The organism is Pseudomonas sp. HD6422 (assembly GCF_025377065.1).
GTDB classification, from domain to species: domain Bacteria; phylum Pseudomonadota; class Gammaproteobacteria; order Pseudomonadales; family Pseudomonadaceae; genus Aquipseudomonas; species Aquipseudomonas putida_U.
Window position 1 is genome coordinate 63,037 of the sequence record NZ_JAHWIW010000011.1, and the last position, 19,184, is coordinate 82,220.

General features: G+C 61.7%; 21 protein-coding genes and 1 other RNA gene. 9 read left to right on the forward strand and 13 right to left on the reverse strand.

All coding sequences use genetic code 11. The annotated features are described in order from the left end of the window. Nucleotides 1-62: 62 nt before the first annotated feature. From KY379_RS10190 to KY379_RS10205, 4 genes are all read left to right on the forward strand, one after another. Nucleotides 63-245: a TIGR02449 family protein gene (locus tag KY379_RS10190; RefSeq protein WP_033693939.1), complete on the forward strand. Its 183-nt coding sequence runs from the start codon at nucleotides 63-65 to the stop codon at nucleotides 243-245. Continuing rightward, nucleotides 242-559, forward strand: a complete 318-nt coding sequence (locus KY379_RS10195; RefSeq protein WP_133325298.1) for a cell division protein ZapA — start codon at nucleotides 242-244, stop codon at nucleotides 557-559. Before KY379_RS10190 ends, KY379_RS10195 begins: the two co-directional genes overlap by 4 nt. A 17-nt stretch (nucleotides 560-576) precedes the next feature. Next, nucleotides 577-756: non-coding RNA, 6S RNA (gene ssrS / locus KY379_RS10200), on the forward strand. 80 nt (nucleotides 757-836) lie between these two features. Next, complete coding sequence (locus KY379_RS10205; RefSeq protein WP_261239323.1) at nucleotides 837-1,445, forward strand: 5-formyltetrahydrofolate cyclo-ligase; 609 nt, start codon at nucleotides 837-839, stop codon at nucleotides 1,443-1,445. A gap of 7 nt (nucleotides 1,446-1,452) precedes the next feature. Here KY379_RS10205 and KY379_RS10210 read toward each other — a convergent pair whose 3' ends face one another. Further along, nucleotides 1,453-1,605 carry a hypothetical protein gene (locus KY379_RS10210; protein ID WP_165976032.1) on the reverse strand — a complete coding sequence of 51 codons (153 nt, stop codon included), beginning with the start codon at nucleotides 1,603-1,605 and terminating at the stop codon, nucleotides 1,453-1,455. 181 nt (nucleotides 1,606-1,786) lie between these two features. On the opposite strand from KY379_RS10210, the gene KY379_RS10215 reads away from it, so the two are divergent. Next, nucleotides 1,787-2,239: an EVE domain-containing protein gene (locus KY379_RS10215; RefSeq protein ID WP_261239197.1), complete on the forward strand. Its 453-nt coding sequence runs from the start codon at nucleotides 1,787-1,789 to the stop codon at nucleotides 2,237-2,239. Between the two features lie 200 nt (nucleotides 2,240-2,439). Here the strand turns inward: KY379_RS10215 and KY379_RS10220 are convergent, their stop codons facing one another. Both KY379_RS10220 and KY379_RS10225 read right to left on the reverse strand, forming a co-directional pair. Next, on the reverse strand, nucleotides 2,440-2,868 hold the full coding sequence (locus KY379_RS10220) for a type II toxin-antitoxin system PemK/MazF family toxin (protein WP_306466388.1): 429 nt from the start codon (nucleotides 2,866-2,868) through the stop codon (nucleotides 2,440-2,442). A 190-nt stretch (nucleotides 2,869-3,058) separates the two neighbouring features. Next, a complete protein-coding gene (locus tag KY379_RS10225; RefSeq protein ID WP_133325302.1) occupies nucleotides 3,059-3,463 on the reverse strand; it encodes a flagellar basal body-associated protein FliL in 405 nt (134 codons plus the stop codon). Nucleotides 3,464-3,621: 158 nt separating this feature from the next. Between KY379_RS10225 and KY379_RS10230 the strand changes: the two genes are divergently transcribed. Next, entirely contained in the window at nucleotides 3,622-4,599 is a 978-nt protein-coding gene (locus KY379_RS10230; RefSeq protein ID WP_261239198.1) for an NADPH:quinone oxidoreductase family protein, read from the forward strand. Nucleotides 4,600-4,700: 101 nt separating this feature from the next. Here KY379_RS10230 and KY379_RS10235 read toward each other — a convergent pair whose 3' ends face one another. The 5 genes from KY379_RS10235 to trxA all read right to left on the reverse strand — a co-directional run bounded on the left by KY379_RS10235 (nucleotide 4,701) and on the right by trxA (nucleotide 10,063). Continuing rightward, nucleotides 4,701-5,351: a gamma-glutamylcyclotransferase gene (locus tag KY379_RS10235; protein ID WP_133325306.1), complete on the reverse strand. Its 651-nt coding sequence runs from the start codon at nucleotides 5,349-5,351 to the stop codon at nucleotides 4,701-4,703. 258 nt (nucleotides 5,352-5,609) lie between these two features. Beyond that, entirely contained in the window at nucleotides 5,610-6,578 is a 969-nt protein-coding gene (locus KY379_RS10240; RefSeq protein ID WP_261239201.1) for a CDP-6-deoxy-delta-3,4-glucoseen reductase, read from the reverse strand. Beyond that, nucleotides 6,578-8,044: a 4-hydroxy-3-polyprenylbenzoate decarboxylase gene (gene ubiD / locus KY379_RS10245; protein WP_261239202.1), complete on the reverse strand. Its 1,467-nt coding sequence runs from the start codon at nucleotides 8,042-8,044 to the stop codon at nucleotides 6,578-6,580. The genes KY379_RS10240 and ubiD overlap by 1 nt, the downstream gene beginning before the upstream one ends. A gap of 202 nt (nucleotides 8,045-8,246) precedes the next feature. Next, nucleotides 8,247-9,506, reverse strand: coding sequence for a transcription termination factor Rho (gene rho, locus KY379_RS10250; protein ID WP_023382978.1), 1,260 nt, complete (start codon nucleotides 9,504-9,506; stop codon nucleotides 8,247-8,249). A gap of 227 nt (nucleotides 9,507-9,733) precedes the next feature. Beyond that, nucleotides 9,734-10,063, reverse strand: coding sequence for a thioredoxin TrxA (gene trxA / locus KY379_RS10255; RefSeq protein WP_133325312.1), 330 nt, complete (start codon nucleotides 10,061-10,063; stop codon nucleotides 9,734-9,736). 244 nt (nucleotides 10,064-10,307) lie between these two features. Between trxA and ppx the strand changes: the two genes are divergently transcribed. Beyond that, nucleotides 10,308-11,810 carry an exopolyphosphatase gene (ppx, locus tag KY379_RS10260; protein ID WP_133325890.1) on the forward strand — a complete coding sequence of 501 codons (1,503 nt, stop codon included), beginning with the start codon at nucleotides 10,308-10,310 and terminating at the stop codon, nucleotides 11,808-11,810. Here ppx and ppk1 read toward each other — a convergent pair. Beyond that, complete coding sequence (ppk1, locus tag KY379_RS10265; protein WP_133325314.1) at nucleotides 11,797-14,022, reverse strand: polyphosphate kinase 1; 2,226 nt, start codon at nucleotides 14,020-14,022, stop codon at nucleotides 11,797-11,799. The two genes, ppx and ppk1, sit on opposite strands and share 14 nt — an antisense overlap. Before the next feature lie 215 nt (nucleotides 14,023-14,237). On the opposite strand from ppk1, the gene KY379_RS10270 reads away from it, so the two are divergent. After that, entirely contained in the window at nucleotides 14,238-14,834 is a 597-nt protein-coding gene (locus KY379_RS10270; RefSeq protein ID WP_133325316.1) for a DedA family protein, read from the forward strand. A gap of 56 nt (nucleotides 14,835-14,890) precedes the next feature. Beyond that, the gene (gene elbB / locus KY379_RS10275; RefSeq protein ID WP_133325318.1) at nucleotides 14,891-15,559 is read left to right on the forward strand and encodes an isoprenoid biosynthesis glyoxalase ElbB; all 669 of its coding nucleotides are present in this window, start codon (nucleotides 14,891-14,893) and stop codon (nucleotides 15,557-15,559) included. Nucleotides 15,560-15,585: 26 nt separating this feature from the next. On the opposite strand, the gene KY379_RS10280 is transcribed toward elbB, so the two are convergent. The 4 genes from KY379_RS10280 to KY379_RS10295 form a co-directional block, all read right to left on the reverse strand. Then, nucleotides 15,586-16,038, reverse strand: a complete 453-nt coding sequence (locus tag KY379_RS10280) for a YaiI/YqxD family protein (RefSeq protein ID WP_133325320.1) — start codon at nucleotides 16,036-16,038, stop codon at nucleotides 15,586-15,588. Nucleotides 16,039-16,173: 135 nt separating this feature from the next. Beyond that, complete coding sequence (locus KY379_RS10285; protein WP_196171299.1) at nucleotides 16,174-18,114, reverse strand: FTR1 family protein; 1,941 nt, start codon at nucleotides 18,112-18,114, stop codon at nucleotides 16,174-16,176. 149 nt (nucleotides 18,115-18,263) lie between these two features. Continuing rightward, nucleotides 18,264-18,527 (reverse strand): DUF3077 domain-containing protein, encoded by a 264-nt coding sequence (locus tag KY379_RS10290; protein ID WP_133325324.1) that lies wholly within the window; start codon nucleotides 18,525-18,527, stop codon nucleotides 18,264-18,266. Further along, nucleotides 18,524-18,790 carry a hypothetical protein gene (locus KY379_RS10295; RefSeq protein ID WP_133325327.1) on the reverse strand — a complete coding sequence of 89 codons (267 nt, stop codon included), beginning with the start codon at nucleotides 18,788-18,790 and terminating at the stop codon, nucleotides 18,524-18,526. Before KY379_RS10295 ends, KY379_RS10290 begins: the two co-directional genes overlap by 4 nt. Nucleotides 18,791-19,184 lie beyond the last annotated feature (394 nt).

The window sequence follows — 19,184 nt, forward strand, 5'->3', positions numbered from 1 at the left end:
GGTGAGTCAACGACGGAGCGAATCGAGTGCAACCCACGCAAGAGAACGACCTGCAAGCGCTGATGAGCCGATTCGAGTTGCTGATCGAACGCGTCGAGCAACTTAAACGGCAAAATGCACTCCTAGTAGCTCAGGAAAAATCCTGGCGCGAGGAGCGCGCCCACCTCATCGAAAAGAACGAGATCGCGAGGCGCAAGGTCGAGTCGATGATTTTACGCCTCAAGGCCCTGGAGCAAGACTCATGAGTTCAAGCAATAGCGTCACCGTGCAGATCCTCGACAAGGAGTATTCGATCATCTGCCCGCCGGAAGAGCGCAACAACCTGGTCAGCGCCGCGCGCTACCTCGATGGCAAGATGCGCGAGATCCGTAGCAGCGGCAAGGTGATCGGCGCGGACCGCATTGCCGTGATGGCAGCGCTGAACATCACCCACGAGATGCTGCACCGCCAGGAAACCCCGGCCACTGCGGCCACCGGCACCACCCGTGAGCAGGTCCGCGACCTGCTGGAAAGAGTCGATAGCGCATTGGCCGACGATCCGGGTACCAAAAACAGCTGAGGTTGTTATACTGGCGCCACTCCCTGGGGGATGCGCCAGTCGGTTATGTCCCTGAGCCGATACGCACAACCACGGGGGTTGCACGCTGGGGCCGGTGTGCATGTCCGCCCGACGGAAAGCCTTAACGCCCCCTGCAATCTCCACCTTGAACTTTCGGGTTCAAGGGCTACACCGATAGCGGTCTTATCGGGGAGCCTGATTGCTCTTGCCCGCCTTTCCGGCGGGCAATTTCGTTTGGCCGGCAGTACCGGCCAGCACACCTGGGATCGCCCGTGCCATGACCGACACCGCGCCGCTCACCCGCCCTCAGCTTCGCCGCCTGCTCCGCAACGCCCGCCGCGCCCTCACGCCTGCCCAGCAACGCCGGGCCGCCCAGGGGCTGTATCGGCAACTGGCGCAGCATCCGCTGTTCCGTCGCGCCCGGCACATAGCCCTGTACCTGCCCAATGATGGCGAGATAGATCCCCGCCTGCTGCTGCGCGAGGCCCAGCGCCGGGGTAAACGCACTTACCTGCCGGTCCTGCACGCGTGGCCGCGCACGCGCATGGTGTTCCAGCGTTTCGAGCAAGGCGAAAAACTGCGCCGCAATCGCTTTCGCATCCCTGAACCGCTGATCGAACGCAAGCGCCAACGGCCGATCTGGGCCCTGGACCTGATCCTGCTGCCGCTGGTGGGGTTCGACGAAGTCGGTGGCCGGCTGGGCATGGGCGGCGGCTTCTATGATCGCAGCCTGGCCTATCAGGCGCGGCGCAAGGCTTGGAAGAAGCCTTTGCTGCTGGGACTGGCCCATGAATGCCAGAAGGTAGAGCGGCTGGCGCAGGCGAGTTGGGACGTACCCTTGCAAGGTACGGTCTCGGACCGCGGGTGGTACCTGGCGCCGAAATGAAGACGGATCAGCGCTGCTGTGCGCTCGCCTCGACCGGCGCCTGATAGGCAGCGGTGTCGAGCTTGCGTTCCCAGAAACCCTGGGCGTAACCGGTGGTGACCACGCCAAGACCAAAGATGAAGACCAGGACCCAAAGCAGGTCCGGTTTGCGCTGATTCATCGAAGATTGCCCCCCTAGGCAATGGTTCAGGCTCGGTGACCTTCTTAGGGTGTCGCCGGAGCATCAAGCTTCAAAACGCGCGCATTTTCCGACAACCTGAGACGACACGCAAACGTTGACGTCAGCCGTATGTCGGTTTCATGCAACTAGTTATTTCAGACTTTGTCAGGAGCACCTTTCCATGGCCTATTGGCTGATGAAATCCGAGCCAGACGAGCTTTCGATCGAAGGATTGGACCGGCTGGGCGAAGCCCGCTGGGATGGCGTACGCAATTATCAGGCGCGTAACTTCCTAAGGGCTATGAGCGTAGGCGACGAATTCTTTTTCTACCACTCCAGCTGCCCACAACCGGGCATTGCCGGTGTCGCGAAGATCATTCGAGCAGCCTATCCGGACCCGACTGCGCTGGACCCGCAGAGCCATTACTTCGACGCCAAGGCCAGCAGCGAAAAAAATCCCTGGAGCGCGGTGGACGTGGCCCATGTGAAGACCTTTGGCCAGGTGCTGGGGTTGGGTTTGTTGAAACAGCAGAGTGCCCTGGAGGAATTGCCGCTGGTTCAGAAAGGCAGCCGGTTGTCGGTGATGCCGGTGACGCCGGAGCAATGGACGGCGATCGTGGCGCTGGTGCGCTGAGGCAAGAAATCCAGGGGAATTATCGCAATAATGACAAAGGGCGCCTTGCGGCGCCCACTCACAGACAGGTCAGCTTGTCATCGCTATCGACCCGCCCAGCTCTGTGATTGCTGGTTGCACCAGGATCTGCAGAGTCTCACAAGCCCCTTTCGGGAACTGGGTCAGTATCTAACATCGGTCCTCCGTGTGGCAACCTCCTGCTATGTTGCAGGATGTTTGAAGCCCAAAGAGCTACCTACTGCGCCCTTTACCGCAGCAAAGTGTTGAGGCTCCATGGTGAGCGTCAAGTATTCACGACCGACGCCTCGCGATTTGATGCGACACCTGTCGAGCCTGGATATTGCCACGGTATAGATCATGTCGCACTTAGCCCAGCAATATACTGCCGACCCTGGCAGATAGCTGGGCAACTGAACATGGTGATCGGCCAATCGCTCCGGCCGCGTCGTGCTCAGCGGCACTATCGTTACCAATTGATGATTGTGACTGTGCTTGCGAATGACGACCACAGGCCGAACCTTGACCATCTCAGGCACCTGAAAACCTGAGAAATCGCACATTAGCACCGTCGCCTCCTTTGGTTGAAACCGCAAAGGCATTACTAACTCTCTTTGATGCTTGAAGACCATGGGAATCTAACCCGGTCTACACATCAAAAACTCGCTATTTGGCGGGCTTACTTGAAAGAGAGAAAAAACCTACATCTGGATCATTGTGCAACGGAGACTTGCGAGCGGGAACGAGCTTGTCCATCAATATCTCTGCATTGGCGGTTGCCCTTTCTACAGACTCGATGCGTGCCTGTAGAAAGGGCTCGACTCACTGCACAATCAGATTGTTAAACAGCAGATCCTCGACGATCGGCTTTCCCTCTTCGGCTTCCAGCACCTGCTGTACCTGCTTCAATGCTTCCTGGCGCAGCTTTTCCTTGGCCTCGACGTTGCTCAGGTTATCCACACCCTGCTGAGCGAAGAGCGCCACCAGTTGGTTGCGGATCAACGGCTCGTGGTGCTTCACCGCAGCGGCAGCAGCATCACCGGTCACGCGCAGCGCCACATCGGCCTTGTAAACGCGCAGCTTGGGGCTGCCGTCGAGGGCGTAGTTGCCAACGAAGGGTGGGCTCAGGCTGATGTAGGCCACCTTCGGCTCGCCTTCCTTGCCTTCCTCGGCCGCCGCCACGCCTGGCAACATCAGGGCCAGCACCATCAAGATCCACGCTTTCACGAACTCACTCCTCAACACGAATTGGCGCCAGCTTAACCAGCGCGTAGTGCAAACCCAAGCCCAGGCTTATGCCGCCCCATCAGGGCAGGCCATGCTGATTGACCCGGCAGGCCACCCTCCTACACTTATCGGCCACTACACGCAAAGGAATAGCCCCGATGAAAGCTGTGTTGTGCAAAACCCTCGGTCCGGCCCGCGACCTGGTGCTGGACGAAGTTACCCGTCCGGTACCGAAGATCAATGAACTGTTGCTCGACGTGCACGCCGCAGGGGTCAACTTCCCCGACACCCTGATCATCGAAGGCAAGTACCAGTTCAAGCCGCCCATGCCGTTCTCGCCCGGCGGCGAGGCAGCCGGCGTGGTGGCAGCCGTCGGCGACAAGGCGGGGTCATTCAAGGTAGGTGACCGGGTCATGGCCCTGACCGGCTGGGGGGCTTTCGCCGAGCAGGTGGCAGTGCCTGGCTACAACGTGCTGCCCATACCCGCGACCATGGACTTCACCACCGCCGCCGCCTTCTCCATGACCTACGGCACTTCAATGCATGCGCTGCGCCAACGCGCCCAGTTGCAGCCAGGGGAAACCTTGCTGGTACTGGGCGCCTCTGGTGGCGTGGGCCTGGCGGCAGTGGAAATCGGCAAGGCGATGGGCGCACGGGTGATCGCTGCGGCCAGCAATGCCGACAAACTGGCGGTGGCCAAGGCCGCCGGGGCCGACGAACTCATCGACTACAGTCAGGCGAGCCTCAAGGATGAGATCAAGCGCCTGACCGATGGCCAAGGCGTGGACGTGATCTTCGATCCGGTCGGTGGCGAACTGTTCGATCAGGCGGTGCGCGGGCTGGCCTGGAACGGCCGGTTGTTGGTAGTAGGCTTCGCCAGCGGCAACATACCGCAAATGGCAGCGAACCTGGTGTTGCTCAAGGGCGCCGCAGTGATGGGCGTGTTCTGGGGCGCATTTGCCCAGCGCCAGCCACAGGAAAATGCGGCCAATTTCCAGCAACTGTTCGCCTGGCATGCCGAAGGGAAACTCAAGCCATTGGTATCGCAGACGTATCCACTGGCCGAGGCCGGAGCGGCGATCGAGGCGCTGGGGCAACGGCGGGCTGTGGGTAAGTTGGTGGTGCTGGTGAAATAAACGCGGCTGTTCCGACCTCTTCGCGGGCACTCTGCGGTCATCAAGAGGTGCAGAAACCCTGTGGGAGCGGGCTTGCCCGCGAAGAGGCCACAACCGATGGCTCAGACCTCGCGCAGGTTATGGCAGCGTTTGAAGCGCGCCTCCAGGTTGCGATCCGGCATCTGGTGGCTGCGCAAGGCATTGAGGGTCTGTTCCACGTAATCGCGTGTAGTGCCATAGCGGCCCTTGGCACTGGCCAGGATCTGACTGAGCAGCCGGTCCGGCAGATTGCCGGCATAGCACGGCAGGTGGCGCTCCAGCACGAAGCCCAGCGCCTGCACACGGCTGCCATCGTCCAGCTTGCAACTCAGCCAATGCGGCCGATAGGCCGGGTACGGCATCTCACGCTGCCACAATGCCAGCAACGACCCTTCGAGGTCGCTGTCATCGAGCCGGTAGGCAAAGCCGCTGCAGGAACCACCGCGGTCGAGGCCGAATACCAGGCCAGGGGTCTCCGGCGTGCCGCGATGCTCGTGCGACCACAGGTACAACCCCCGGTGATAACCGTGCACACGGGCCCGCTGGCGCTCGACCGAGTTGCACTCAGGCCGCCAGATCAACGAACCATAAGCAAACAACCACACAGGCCCGCCTCGATGGCGCGACATGGTCATCTGCATCGAACTCAACAGTTGTTCACGCGTGTGCTGCTGACCGAAGTCCAGCGTGGGGGGATAGCAAACTTCGAAGGAAAGATTTTCAACTGCCGACATACGCTGCCGCCATTATTCCCATGAACTACGAACGTGGCTCAAACCGCCAGAGACAACCGTGCCAGGCTGTCTGTGCCGCCATCAGCAGGCGGCTATGGGTGCCTACCGTAAGCCAAGCGGCACACTTATCACAAGTATATGCGCAGAATCAGACAATGCCTTCCGACGATTGGAAGTGATTATGCCAGGGACGGATAAAGTTATTAGTCGAGACGGTAACAATGACCGTCCTAACACCACTTCCGACAACTTGCGTAATTAGCCTCGTGGCGCATACGCGAATACATCGGCGCGCATCCGGTGCGCGTCCATACCCGCTTCGACCAGCGCATCGAGCGTGGCGTAGACCATGTTCGGCGAGCCGCTGGCATAGACGTGCACCGCATTGAGATCGGCCACATCCTCGCAGACCGCTTCGTGCAGCAGACCGCAACGCCCTTCCCAGCCACACAGGTCACTGACCACCTGGTGCAGGAACAGATTCGGCAGACGCTGCCATTGATCCCAATGCTCGATGGCGTAGAAGTCTTCCGGACGCCGCACGCCCCAGTAGAGGTGCACCGGATGCTTGAACCCCTGGGCACGGCAGTGCTCGACCAGGCTGTGCATCTGCCCCATGCCGGTGCCTGCGGCGATCAGCACCAGCGGGCCGTCGGGCAGCTCGGCCAGATGGGTATCGCCAAAAGGCATTTCGATACGCGCCAGACCATCCCGGCGCAACTGCTCGATCAGTTGCAGTGCGCTGGGTTCGCGGGCCAGTACGTGCAGTTCCAGGTCACGCCCGCTGTGCGGCGCCGACGCAAGCGAAAATGCCGCCGGCTTGCCGCCTTCGCGCTCGATCATCAGATACTGCCCTGCGTGATACCGCAGGGGCTTGCCGGCCGGCGCGCACAAGCGCACGCGCCAGACATCGCCACCGACCTCGACGCACTCGCTTACCGTGCACGTCAGCTTGCGCACCGGCAGTTCGCCGAGCGCCAGCACACCGTCCCAGAGCAACACGCAGTCCTCCAGCGGTTCGGCGATGCAAGTGAACAGTTCACCATGGTCCCGCACCTCGCCATCCTGGCGCACGCGTCCCTCGACCAGCAAGGCAGCGCAAACATGGCAGTTGCCATTGCGGCAGCTATTGGGACAGTCATAACCCAGGCGCCGGGCGCCATCGAGGATCCGTTCCCCGGGTTGAAGCGCCAGCACTGCCCCGGACGGCTGCAACGTTACCTGCATCAATCTATTCCCAACTGATCCCACAACTCATCGATACGGCGGGTGACGGCCTCGTCCTTGACGATGGCACGACCCCATTCGCGTGTAGTCTCGCCCGGCCACTTGTGCGTGGCATCCAGGCCCATCTTCGACCCCAGGCCCGATACTGGAGACGCGAAATCCAGGTAATCGATCGGCGTGTTGTCGATCATCACGGTATCACGCTTGGGGTCCATGCGCGTGGTGATGGCCCAGATCACGTCGTTCCAGTCACGGGCGTTGATATCGTCGTCGGTGACGATAACGAACTTGGTGTACATGAACTGTCGCAGGAACGACCACACCCCAAGCATTACGCGCTTGGCGTGGCCTGGATACTGCTTCTTCATGGTCACTACCGCCATGCGGTAGGAGCAACCTTCCGGCGGCAGGTAGAAGTCGACGATCTCGGGGAACTGCTTTTGCAGGATGGGTACGAACACCTCGTTCAGCGCAACGCCCAGAATCGCCGGCTCATCCGGCGGACGGCCGGTGTAGGTGCTGTGGTAGATCGGCTTTTGCCGGTGGGTGATGCGCTCGATGGTGAACACCGAGAAACTGTCCACCTCGTTGTAGTAGCCGGTGTGGTCGCCATACGGCCCTTCCGGCGCCATCTCGCCCGGATGGATGACGCCCTCGAGGATGATTTCGGCGGTAGCCGGCACCTGCAGGTCGCTGCCACGGCACTTGACCAGCTCGGTGCGGTTGCCGCGCAGCAGGCCGGCGAAGGCATATTCGGACAGGGTGTCGGGCACCGGGGTCACGGCTCCGAGGATGGTCGCAGGATCGGCGCCGAGCGCCACGGCGACCGGGAACGGTTGGCCAGGATGCTTTTCGCACCATTCGCGATAGTCCAGCGCGCCGCCGCGGTGGCTGAGCCAACGCATGATGACCTTGTTGCGGCCAATCACCTGTTGGCGATAGATCCCCAGATTCTGGCGGTCCTTGTTCGGACCACGGGTGACGGTCAGGCCCCAGGTGATCAGCGGAGCGACGTCACCCGGCCAGCAGTGCTGGATCGGCAGTTGGCTGAGGTCGACATCCTCACCCTCGACCACGACTTCTTGACACACCGCGTCCTTGACCACCTTGGGCGCCATCGACACGACCTTCTTGAAGATCGGCAGCTTCGACCAGGCATCCTTCAGACCTTTCGGAGGCTCGGGCTCCTTGAGGAAGGCCAGCAGCTTGCCGATTTCACGCAGCTCATCGACCGACTCGGCGCCCATGCCCATGGCCACCCGCTCCGGGGTGCCGAAGAGGTTGCCCAGCACCGGGATGTCGAAGCCCGTGGGCTTTTCGAACAGCAGCGCAGGGCCCTTGGCGCGCAGAGTGCGGTCGCAGACCTCGGTCATTTCCAGAATGGGGGAGATCGGAACCTGGATGCGCTTGAGTTCGCCGCGCTGCTCCAGGCCACGGATGAAGTCGCGCAAATCGCGATACTGCATGCAAAAGCCTCGTGTTGGCCGTATCGGTCGGGATGCAGAGTGTAGCGCCGTTCAGGGCGTCGTTGGGGGCAAAAATGCGTTGGGGCCGCTTCGCACCCCTTCGCGGGCAAGCCCGCTCCCACAGGTTCAGCGTGATCCCTGTGGGAGCGGGCTTGCCCGCGAAGGGACGCGAAGCGGCCCCAATTACGACCTGTCCGAAAGCTTACTTACGCTTCATCGACAGGAAGAACTCGTCGTTGGTCTTGGTCTGCTTGAGCTTGTCGACCAGGAACTCGATGGCCGCGACTTCATCCATCGGGTGCAGCAACTTGCGCAGGATCCACATGCGCTGCAGTTCGTCATCGGCGGTCAGCAGCTCTTCGCGGCGAGTACCGGAACGGTTGATGTTGATGGCCGGGAACACACGTTTCTCGGCGATGCGACGGTCCAGGGGCAGCTCCATGTTGCCGGTGCCCTTGAACTCTTCGTAGATCACTTCATCCATCTTCGAGCCGGTTTCGACCAGCGCGGTAGCGATGATGGTCAGCGAACCGCCTTCCTCGATGTTACGCGCAGCACCGAAGAAACGCTTCGGCTTCTCCAGGGCATGGGCGTCGACACCACCGGTCAGCACCTTGCCGGAGCTCGGGATCACGGTGTTGTAGGCACGGGCCAGACGAGTGATGGAGTCGAGCAGGATGACGACGTCCTTCTTGTGCTCGACCAGGCGTTTGGCCTTTTCGATGACCATCTCGGCGACCTGTACGTGACGGGTCGGCGGCTCGTCGAAGGTCGAGGCGACCACTTCGCCGCGCACGGTGCGCTGCATCTCGGTCACTTCTTCCGGGCGCTCGTCGATCAACAGGACGATCAGGTGGCACTCGGGATTGTTGCGGGTGATGTTGGCCGCGATGTTCTGCAGCATGATGGTCTTGCCCGCTTTCGGCGGAGCGACGATCAGGCCACGCTGGCCCTTGCCGATCGGAGCGCACAGGTCGATGACGCGACCGGTGAGGTCTTCGGTGGAGCCGTTACCGGCTTCCATCTTCAGGCGCTCGTTGGGGAACAGCGGCGTCAGGTTCTCGAACAGAATCTTGTTCTTGGCGTTTTCCGGACGGTCGAAGTTGATGGTATCGACCTTCAGCAGGGCAAAGTAACGCTCCCCTTCCTTCGGCGGGCGAATCTTGCCGACGATGGTGTCGCCGGTACGCAGGTTGAAACGGCGGATCTGGCTGGGCGAGACGTAGATGTCGTCGGGGCCGGCCAGGTAGGACGCATCAGCCGAACGCAGGAAACCGAATCCATCCTGGAGAATCTCCAGCACGCCGTCACCCGAGATCTCTTCGCCGCTTTTCGCGTGCTTCTTCAACAGGGCGAAAATCACGTCCTGCTTGCGCGAACGGGCCATGTTTTCGATGCCCATCTGTTCGGCCATTTCCAGCAGATCGGTAATCGGCTTTTGCTTGAGTTCAGTCAGGTTCATAAGGGGAGTGACGTAATCATGTAAGAAGGGAGAATTAAGCATCTGGCTTAATGAGGCCGCGCCGCTAGATGGCGACAGGATCGCGTACTGATTCGAATTGGGGATGCTTCGGCGACGGCGTGTAGAGGGCACTGGAGAAGCAGTGCGAGGCCGAATGTAACACTTGCTTTTTTCTGCGTCTAGTGCTCTGAAAAAGAAAAGCCCCGCATTTGCGGGGCTTTTTCACATCACAGGTTGGCGTCGAGGAAGGCGGCCAACTGCGATTTGGACAGGGCGCCGACCTTGGTGGCTTCGACGTTGCCATTCTTGAACAGCATGAGGGTCGGGATACCACGCACGCCGTGCTTGGCCGGAGTTTCCTGGTTCTCGTCGATGTTCAGCTTGGCGACGGTCAGTTTGCCTTCGTAGGTGGAAGCGATGTCGTCCAGAACCGGAGCGATCATCTTGCATGGACCGCACCATTCAGCCCAGTAGTCGACCAGCACCGGGCCTTGAGCCTGAAGAACTTCGGCGTCGAAGGTGGCGTCGGTGACGTGTTTGATCAGATCGCTGCTCATGGATATCTCCAGGGTCGTAAGCAAAAAAACGTGGCCCATGATAGCCGCACCTACGTCCTACAGGAAGTCACGAACGATTGAGTGTAACTATAGTTGTGCAAGACGCCGCGAATCGAAAGTGTCACACGAGTGTCATAGCATCGAATGGCACATTGCCCTGCATCAAGCCCCGGAGTGCCACGCGTTGGCGGCAGCCATGGATCGTGGCACGATTGCCGGGTTAACGACCGAGAACACTCAGATCATGCCGCAAACCACCGCGAAGAACCTGTCTCTGATCGCTGCCATCGACCTTGGCTCCAACAGCTTCCACATGGTCGTCGCCAAAGCCCATCATACCGAGATCCGCATTCTCGAACGACTGGGGGAAAAGGTGCAGCTGGCAGCCGGCATCGACGAAGCCCGCATGCTCAGCGAAGAGGCCATGGAACGGGGCCTGGAGTGCCTCAAGCGCTTTGCCCAGCTGATCAACGGCATGCCCGCAGGCGCCGTGCGCATCGTCGGCACCAACGCCTTGCGTGAAGCGCGCAACCGTAACGAATTCATCCAGCGTGCCGAAGCCATCCTCGGTCACCCGGTCGAGGTCATCTCCGGCCGTGAAGAAGCACGTCTGATCTACCTCGGCGTCTCGCACACCCTGGCCGACAACCCCGGCAAGCGCCTGGTCGCCGACATCGGCGGCGGCAGCACCGAGTTCATCATCGGCCAACGCTTCGAGCCGCTGCTGCGCGAAAGCCTGCAGATGGGCTGCGTGAGCTTCACCCAGCGGTATTTCCGCGACGGCAAGATCACCCCGGCGCGCTACGCCCAGGCCTATACCGCCGCACGTCTGGAACTGATGAGCATCGAGCATGCCCTGCACCGCCTGACCTGGGACGAAGCCATCGGCTCGTCGGGCACCATCCGCGCCATCGGTGCCGCCATCAAGGCCTGTGGCCTGGGCAATGGCGAGGTCAACGCCGAAGGTCTGGCCACGATCAAGCGCAAGCTGTTCAAGCTGGGTGAAGTCGACAAGATCGATTTCGAAGGCGTCAAAGCCGACCGCCGCACCATCTTCCCAGCCGGTCTGGCGATCCTCGAAGCGATTTTCGATGCCCTCGAGCTGCAGCGCATGGACCACTGCGACGGCGCCCTGCGCGAAGGCGTGCTGTTCGACCTGCTCGGTCGCCACCACCATGAGGACGTACGTGAGCGCACCCTGAACTCGTTGATGGAGCGCTACCACGTCGATCAGGGCCAGGCGGCACGGGTCGAACGCAAGGCCCTGCACGCCTTCGACCAAGTGGCCGATGCGTGGGGACTGAACGAAGGCAACTGGCGCGACCTTCTAGGATGGGCAGCGAAAATTCATGAAATCGGCCTGGATATCGCGCATTACCACTACCACAAGCATGGCGCCTACCTGGTCGAACACTCCGATCTGTCCGGCTTCTCCCGCGAAGACCAGCAGATGCTGGCCCTACTGGTGCGCGGCCATCGCCGCAATATTCCCAAGGACCGCTTTGCCGAGTTCGGTGCAGAGGGTCGCCAGCTGATCCGTCTGTGCGTATTGCTGCGCTTCGCCATCCTGTTCCATCACATCCGCGGCACTCAGCAGATGCCCAAGGTGGAACTGCAGGCCGGCGAAGACAGCCTGCACGTCGTGTTTCCTGACGGGTGGTTGGAGCAGAACCAGCTGACCCAGGCCGACTTCGCCAACGAGGCGGAGTGGCTGACCCGGGTCGGCTTCGTCCTCAGCGTACGTTGAGGACCGGGTTGCTCAGGCGCTCCAGCAGGGTCGCCTGGGCACTGCGAGGGTTCTGGTTGCCGGTCGGCGTGCTGCGCACGTAGCGCCCGTCCGGCTGCAGGGTCCAGGCGTGGGTATTGTCGGTCAGGTAGCTTTCGAGCTCTTTCTTCACCCGCAGCAGCAGCTTCTTGCCTTCTACCGGGAAGCAGGTCTCGACGCGCTTGTCGAGGTTGCGCTCCATCCAGTCAGCGCTGGACAGGTAGATCTGTTCTTCACCACCATTGAGGAAGTAGAACACCCGGGTGTGCTCCAGGAAGCGGCCGATGATCGAGCGCACCTGGATGTTGTGCGAGACCCCCGGGATGCCTGGACGCAGGCAGCACATGCCACGCACCACCAGATCGATCTTCACGCCCGATTGGCTGGCCTTGTACAGCGCCTTGATCACCTTGGCATCGGTCAGCGAGTTGAACTTGGCAATGATGTGCGCCGGCTTGCCCTCCAGGGCGAACTGGGTCTCGCGGGCAATCATGTCGAGCATGCCTTTCTTCAGAGTGAATGGCGCATGCAGCAACTTCTTCATGCGCAGCGTCTTGCCCATGCCGATCAACTGGCTGAACAGCTTGCCGACATCCTCGGTGAGGGCATCGTCGGAGGTCAGCAGGCTGTAGTCGGTGTACAGACGTGCGTTGCCGGCGTGGTAGTTGCCGGTACCCAGGTGTGCGTAACGGACTATCTCGCCCTGCTCGCGGCGCAGGATCAGCATCATCTTGGCGTGGGTCTTGAAGCCGACCACGCCATAGATCACAACCGCACCGGCTGCCTGCAAGCGGCTGGCCATCTGCAAGTTGGACTCTTCGTCGAAACGCGCACGCAGTTCGATCACCGCGGTGACCTCCTTGCCGTTACGCGCAGCGTCCACCAAGGCGTCGACGATCTCCGAGTTGGCCCCGGAGCGGTACAGCGTCTGACGCACGGCGAGCACGTGCGGATCCTTGGCGGCCTGACGCAACAGGTCGACGACCGGGGTGAAGGATTCGAACGGGTGCATCAGCAGCACATCCTGCTTGCTGACCACACTGAAGATGTTATCGGCATTCTGCAGCAGCTTGGGAATCGCCGGGGTGAATGGCGTGTACTGCAGCTCCGGATGACTGTCCAAGCCGGTGATGCTGAACAGACGGGTCAGGTTGACCGGGCCATTGACCTGGTAGAGCTCGCTCTCGCTCAGGCTGAACTGCTTGAGCAGGTAATCCGAAAGGTGCTTGGGACAGGTATCGGCGACTTCCAGACGTACGGCATCGCCGTAGCGACGCGAGAACAGCTCGCCACGCAGAGCGCGGGCAAGGTCGTCGACCTCCTCGGAGTCCAGCGCCAGGTCGGCGTTGCGGGTCAGCCGGAACTGGTAGCAACCCTTGACCTTCATGCCTTGGAACAGATCGTCGGCATGGGCATGGATCATCGAAGACAGGAAGACGTAGTTGTCACCGGCACCCCCCACCTCCTCCGGCACGCGAATCACCCTTGGCAAAAGACGCGGCGCCGGAATGATCGCCAGACCCGAGTCGCGGCCGAAGGCATCGACACCCTCGAGCTCGACGATGAAGTTGAGGCTCTTGTTCACCAGCAAGGGGAACGGGTGGGTCGGGTCGAGACCGATCGGGGTGATGATCGGGGCGATCTCGTCACGGAAGTAGCGGCGTACCCAGGTCTTGAGCTTGGGCGTCCAGTAGCGCCGACGGATGAAGCGGATGGCGTGCTTTTCCAGCTCCGGCAGCAGCACGTCGTTGAGGATGGCGTACTGACGCTCCACCTCGATGTGCACCAGCTCGCTGATGCGTGCAAGCGCCTGATGCGGCTGCAGGCCGTCGGCACCGGCCTGTTCGCGGGCGAAGTTGATCTGTTTCTTCAGCCCCGCGACGCGGATCTCGAAGAACTCGTCGAGGTTGCTGGAGAAGATCAGCAGGAACTTCAAACGCTCCAGCAGCGGATAGGATTCGTCCAACGCCTGTTCCAGCACGCGGATGTTGAACTGCAGCTGCGAAAGCTCGCGATGAATGTACAGGCTGCTGTCGTCCAGGCTCGGCACGGCGATGGCCGGCGCCGGAGCGGGAGCAGGTGTCTCGGCTACCGGCTCGGGCTCTGGCGGCAGATCCGGCGGAGTCTGCACCATTTCTTCGGGGATGGCCTGGGCTTCCTTGATCGCGACAGGGGTTAGCACTTCATTATTCATCTGACGTTCCTGGAGGGCGGATACGCTCTCTGTACAATTGAGCGGCACGATAAGCGGCCATTATGACGACTGTGTTACACCCCGTGGCAAGCCTGCGCCTGACAGCCGTTGCTATTGTCATGACTGCCGTTGTTCATGCTGAGACACATTTGGACACTTTCACGAATGCGCGCGAAGGGGTAGGCTGCGCGTTCATTTCGCCAGCATCTCAGAAAATGCTCCAACAATTCCTGCAGGATTTCGGCTACTTCGCCCTTTTTCTAGGCACCTTTTTTGAAGGCGAGACCATCCTGGTGCTTGCAGGCTTCCTCGCGTTTCGCGGCTATATGGACATCAACCTGGTGTGTTTGGTGGCCTTTTTCGGTAGCTACGCGGGTGATCAGTTGTGGTATTTCATGGGTCGTCGTCACGGACGCCGTATCCTCGCCCGCAAACCGCGCTGGCAGGCCATGGGCGACAAGGCCCTGGGGCACATTCGACGCCACCCCGACATCTGGGTGCTGAGCTTCCGTTTCGTCTATGGTCTGCGCACCGTGATGCCGGTCGCGATCGGCCTGTCCGGCTACCCGCCGCGCCGCTATCTGCTGCTCAACGGCATCGGCGCGGCTATCTGGGCGATTGCCCTGGGTGCTGCGGCCTACCATTTCGGCGCCATCCTCGAAGGCTTGTTGGGCAACGTGAAGCGCTATGAGCTATGGGTACTAGGGGGCCTGTTGGTGCTGGGCGGCCTGCTCTGGTTGCGCCGCCGCTTCCGTGCCCTGCGCGCCGAACGAAAGGCCGCTTCCGCGGCAGACCAGACGGCCGATAAGTGAACACCCCGCCCTGGCTGTGTTCCAAGCTTTAGCGCCTCGACACAGGAGTAACGAGCATGAGCAAAAAAGTAGCGGTGATTCTTTCGGGCTGCGGCGTTTACGACGGCGCGGAAATTCATGAAAGCGTGATCACCCTCCTGCGCCTCGATCAGCGCGGTGCGCAGGTGCAATGCTTTGCACCGAACATCGCCCAGATGCATGTGATCGACCACCTGACCGGCCAGGAAATGCCCGAGTCGCGCAACGTGCTGGTCGAGTCGGCCCGCATCGCCCGCGGCGAGGTCAAGGATATCCGGGAAGCCAAGGTCGAGGATTTCGACGCCCTGATCGTTCCCGGTGGCTTCGGCGCGGCCAAGAACCTGTCCAACTTTGCCACCGAAGGCGCCAAGTGCAGTGTGCAAGCCGATGTCCTGGCCTTGGCCGAAGCCTTCGCGGAGGCCTGCAAACCGGTCGGCCTGATCTGCATTTCGCCCGCATTGGCGGCCAAGATCTATGGCCCGGAAGTGGTCTGCACCATCGGCACCGACGCCGCGACCGCAGCGGCAGTGACCGAAATGGGTGGCAAGCATGAAGACTGCGACGTGCACGACATCGTCGAGGATACCCAGCGCAAGCTGGTGACCACCCCGGCCTACATGGAAGCCAAGTCGATCAGCGAAGCAGCCAGCGGTATCTACAAGCTGGTGGACCGTGTGCTCGAACTGACCCACGAAGGCGAACAGTAAGCTTCAGGGCCTGTAACCCAGGCCCGTCATCCTTTCGACAAGCGCGTCAGGATCCGGTCCAGCGCATTGGCGAATGCCTGCTTCTCGCGTTCGCCATAAGGCGCCTGCCCTCCCCCGACCTGACCCTGTTCGCGCAATTCGGTGAACAGGTTGCGCACCGCCAGCCGCTCGCCCATGTTGCGTTCATCGAACTCTCTGCCACGCGGGTCGAGGGCAGCCACACCTTTTTTGATCAGACGGTCGGCCAATGGCACATCGCTGCAGATCACCAATTCGCCCGGTTCGGCGTGCTCGACCAGGTAATCGTCAGCCGCGTCCATGCCGCTAGGCACCACGATCAGGCGTACGATGGCGAACGCCGGCTTGGCCACGGCCTGACCGGCGACCATCACCACCTCCAGCTTGCGCTTGAGGGCGAACTTGACGATCAGATCCTTGGCGGCCTTGGGGCAGGCGTCGGCGTCGATCCAGATGCGCATGTCGCAATTCTCTCTTTTTTCTGCACCGGCCCTTTCGCGGGCAAGCCCGCTCCCACAGGATTTACGCTGGTTTGGGATCTAGCGGTGTCTCTGTAGGAGCGGGTTTACCCGCGAAGAGGCCGGTAGCCTCAATCTTTAAATCGCGGCCCGGCGTCTTTCGGCCAGGCGACTGCGCCCATACAACACCACAATCGCCAACAATGCCACCGCTTGCGCGCCGAGCGAGTAGGCATCGGCATGAATCCCCAGCCAGTCGAACTCGAAGAACGCCAGCGGCCGCGTACCCAGCACTCCAGCCTCCTGCAGCGCCTTGACGCCATGTCCGGCGAACACCACCGACAGGGCACACAGTAAGCCCGCGTTGATACTGAAGAACAACGCCAACGGCAGTTTCGCCGAGCCGCGCAGGATCACCCAGGCCAGGCCCACCAGCAGCACCAGTGCGGTGGCGCCGCCGGCCAGCACAGCCTGGTGCCCGGCTGGGCCGGCCTGCAGCCACAGGGTCTCGTAGAACAGGATTACCTCGAACAGCTCGCGGTACACCGAGAAGAACGCCAGCACGGCAAAGCCAAAGCGCCCGCCGCCGCTGACCAGGCTGCTCTTGATGTAGTCCTGCCAAGCCGCAGCATGGCGGCGATCGTGCATCCACACCCCCAGCCACAGCACCATCACCGCAGCGAACAGTGCGGTGCAGCCCTCTAGCAGTTCACGCTGGGCACCGCCGACATCGACCACATAGGCCGCCAGCGCCCAGGTGGCGAAACCGGCGACCAGGGCCAGGCCCCAACCGATGTTGACGCTGCGCACTGCCGACTGCTGGCCAGTGTTGCGCAGGAAGGCGAGGATCGCTGCCAGCACCAGGATCGCCTCGAGGCCTTCGCGGAGCAGGATCAACAGCCCGGAGATATAGCTCAGCGACCAGCTCAGGCCGTCGCTGCCCAGCAGCTTGGCGGCCTGGTCCAGCTTGGCCTTGGCATCGGCCAGACGCTGTTCGGCCTGCGCTGTCGGCAGGCCATCCTGCAGCGCTTGGCGGTAGGCCATGAGGGCTTTCTCGGTGTCCTTGCGGGTCACGGTGTCGATGTTGTCCAGCGAACTTTCTACCAGCTCGAAGCCTTCCAGATAGGCCGCAACCGACAGGTCATAGGCCTGATCGTGGTCGCCCTGGCGGTAGGCCGCCAGGCTCTTGTCGAGGGTAGTTGCGGTGTATTCGAGCAACTGCGCAGGGCCACGCTTGACCTGCGGCGGTTGGGCACGCTGGGCCCGGAAGGCCTCGACCGCTGCCTCGCCCTCGCTGGCGCTCACCTCGGCCGGCGTCTGCCGGGCCAGGTCGGCGATGTTCCAGGTCTTTTCGCCCTTGGCCGCTTCAGGCTTAGCGGTGAAACTCGCCACATAGGCAGCCACGTCCCAGCGCTGGCGTTCGTCGAGCTGGTCGGCGAACGACGGCATCTCGGTGCCATCGATGCCCAGGCCCAAGGTGTTGTAGAGGTCGAACAGACTCAACTGATCGAGGCGCTCGGTGTTGCGCAGGTTGGCAGGCGCAGGCTCCAGGCCGACACCTGCCGGGCCATCGCCAGCACCGCTGTCGCCGTGGCAGATGGCGCAGTTCTGGGCATACAGCGAGGCGCCGCGCGCAGGGTCGGGGGTAATCACCGGAGCCTGGCTGACCTCGTAGGCCACGGCCAGGCGAGCGCCCAGCTGGCGCGCCTGCTTGGCCACGCTGGCACCGTCCTGGCGCTGATCGATGGCTTGACGCAGGGCTTCGACGCCCCGGCTCAGAGCGCCCTGCTCGGCGTGCGCCGGCAGGTGCTTGACCAGGTCGGCCAAGACCGCGCTGAACTCCAGTTGCTCGCGGTATTCACCCTCGTCGATGACCTTGCCGCCCTGGACGGTCGGTGGGTAGTCAGCGCCGATGTAGTCGAGCAGATGCAGGGCCTTGGCGGCCTCAGCGGGTGCTTCGGCCTGGGCGAAGGTGCTGCACAGCGCCAGTACCTGGGCCAGCAACAATGCCGGCAACCAGGCGAACGGACGGGGATGGGAGTTCATGGCCGGTCTCGGAGGGAATGCGAAAGAGAACATTGTTCACTTCCACTTGCTTTCCCTCAAGGGGGGCGGGATGGTTTCATGAAAAATTTTGAAATGAATTTGCAGGAGGTGACCGGGGGAATGCAGTGCGGCGGGAAGTGTGCGCTGGAGGATTGTGGTGCCGCATATATCGAGCGCACGCCTCACGGTCGCAGGCGGCACTCGATTTCAACACCCATCCCCCGCTCCATGTCATCGATCAGCGCCTTGGCCATCTCGCTGAGGATCCGCGCCGCGCTGCCGGCCATGCGGTCGTTTTCCATTTCCGCTTCGGTGGTCAGGTGGCGGATGCAGCCGAGCAACGTCGATAGCTGCGAGAAGGCGTGATCGAAGGGGACGCCTGATTGCAGGCGGAACAGGTCGAAGGTTTCCTTGCCGGCGGTGACGCCGTGGTTGGGCTCTCTCATGGTGCCAGCTCCTTCCTGCGCATCGCGGTGCAGTGGTCGGTCACGGCATCGAGCACCGCGCACATCACGCGGATGGCCATGCAGAGGGCGTCATGACGTAAGCCTGGCCCGGTTTCGCGAAGCACCTCGCCGGTCTGGGTGATGGTCAGAAGCAGGGCGTCTTGCAAAACTGGGCCATCGGTGATGGAGTCGGGGAATGCGAGGGTGACCGTGGGGGCGTCGGTCAGGAGAAGGTCGGGTGGATCGGGGACTATCTTTTTCATGGCGAAACTCCGTATGAAGGCTGGGAGCTGCCATCCGTTTCGTCTCACGGATTAGGGTGGCAGTCGTGCACGGTGTGAGACCCGGGACATACGGTAACCCCGGCCAGGCCGAAGCCTGTCCGCACACGACCGCCATGAGGCGACGCTTACCGAATGTTAACCGGGTGTCTCACGCCCGATCGCCCTTCAAGGCGACCCGACGACAGTAGTCCCGAGGCACTGGCCTAGATAGCCAGCAGCATTCGACATGGGCCGTAGGATAATTCGATTGCTAATCTGAGCTGAAGCATTTGGTCTCAAGATCAGAAAAGCCCCACGATTCCAGAACCCTATAGGTTCCCGACCCCGCAAAGATCCCCTGTAGGAGCGGGCTTGCCCGCGAAGCAGACACCTC

What these genes read in the sequence shown, in the direction of transcription:
- elbB (WP_133325318.1), top strand. Translation starts at nt 14,891, where the DNA reads ATGAGCAAAAAAGTAGCGGTGATTCTTTCGGGCTGCGGCGTTTACGAC.
- KY379_RS10285 (WP_196171299.1), bottom strand. Translation starts at nt 18,114, where the DNA reads ATGTTCTCTTTCGCATTCCCTCCGAGACCGGCCATGAACTCCCATCCC.
- KY379_RS10210 (WP_165976032.1), bottom strand. Translation starts at nt 1,605, where the DNA reads ATGAATCAGCGCAAACCGGACCTGCTTTGGGTCCTGGTCTTCATCTTT.
- KY379_RS10280 (WP_133325320.1), bottom strand. Translation starts at nt 16,038, where the DNA reads ATGCGCATCTGGATCGACGCCGACGCCTGCCCCAAGGCCGCCAAGGAT.
- KY379_RS10235 (WP_133325306.1), bottom strand. Translation starts at nt 5,351, where the DNA reads ATGTCGGCAGTTGAAAATCTTTCCTTCGAAGTTTGCTATCCCCCCACG.
- KY379_RS10205 (WP_261239323.1), top strand. Translation starts at nt 837, where the DNA reads ATGACCGACACCGCGCCGCTCACCCGCCCTCAGCTTCGCCGCCTGCTC.
- KY379_RS10230 (WP_261239198.1), top strand. Translation starts at nt 3,622, where the DNA reads ATGAAAGCTGTGTTGTGCAAAACCCTCGGTCCGGCCCGCGACCTGGTG.
- rho (WP_023382978.1), bottom strand. Translation starts at nt 9,506, where the DNA reads ATGAACCTGACTGAACTCAAGCAAAAGCCGATTACCGATCTGCTGGAA.
- KY379_RS10290 (WP_133325324.1), bottom strand. Translation starts at nt 18,527, where the DNA reads ATGAGAGAGCCCAACCACGGCGTCACCGCCGGCAAGGAAACCTTCGAC.
- KY379_RS10295 (WP_133325327.1), bottom strand. Translation starts at nt 18,790, where the DNA reads ATGAAAAAGATAGTCCCCGATCCACCCGACCTTCTCCTGACCGACGCC.
- trxA (WP_133325312.1), bottom strand. Translation starts at nt 10,063, where the DNA reads ATGAGCAGCGATCTGATCAAACACGTCACCGACGCCACCTTCGACGCC.
- KY379_RS10270 (WP_133325316.1), top strand. Translation starts at nt 14,238, where the DNA reads ATGCTCCAACAATTCCTGCAGGATTTCGGCTACTTCGCCCTTTTTCTA.
- KY379_RS10220 (WP_306466388.1), bottom strand. Translation starts at nt 2,868, where the DNA reads ATGGTCTTCAAGCATCAAAGAGAGTTAGTAATGCCTTTGCGGTTTCAA.
- ppx (WP_133325890.1), top strand. Translation starts at nt 10,308, where the DNA reads ATGCCGCAAACCACCGCGAAGAACCTGTCTCTGATCGCTGCCATCGAC.
- ppk1 (WP_133325314.1), bottom strand. Translation starts at nt 14,022, where the DNA reads ATGAATAATGAAGTGCTAACCCCTGTCGCGATCAAGGAAGCCCAGGCC.
- KY379_RS10190 (WP_033693939.1), top strand. Translation starts at nt 63, where the DNA reads ATGAGCCGATTCGAGTTGCTGATCGAACGCGTCGAGCAACTTAAACGG.
- KY379_RS10215 (WP_261239197.1), top strand. Translation starts at nt 1,787, where the DNA reads ATGGCCTATTGGCTGATGAAATCCGAGCCAGACGAGCTTTCGATCGAA.
- KY379_RS10195 (WP_133325298.1), top strand. Translation starts at nt 242, where the DNA reads ATGAGTTCAAGCAATAGCGTCACCGTGCAGATCCTCGACAAGGAGTAT.
- ubiD (WP_261239202.1), bottom strand. Translation starts at nt 8,044, where the DNA reads ATGCAGTATCGCGATTTGCGCGACTTCATCCGTGGCCTGGAGCAGCGC.
- KY379_RS10240 (WP_261239201.1), bottom strand. Translation starts at nt 6,578, where the DNA reads ATGCAGGTAACGTTGCAGCCGTCCGGGGCAGTGCTGGCGCTTCAACCC.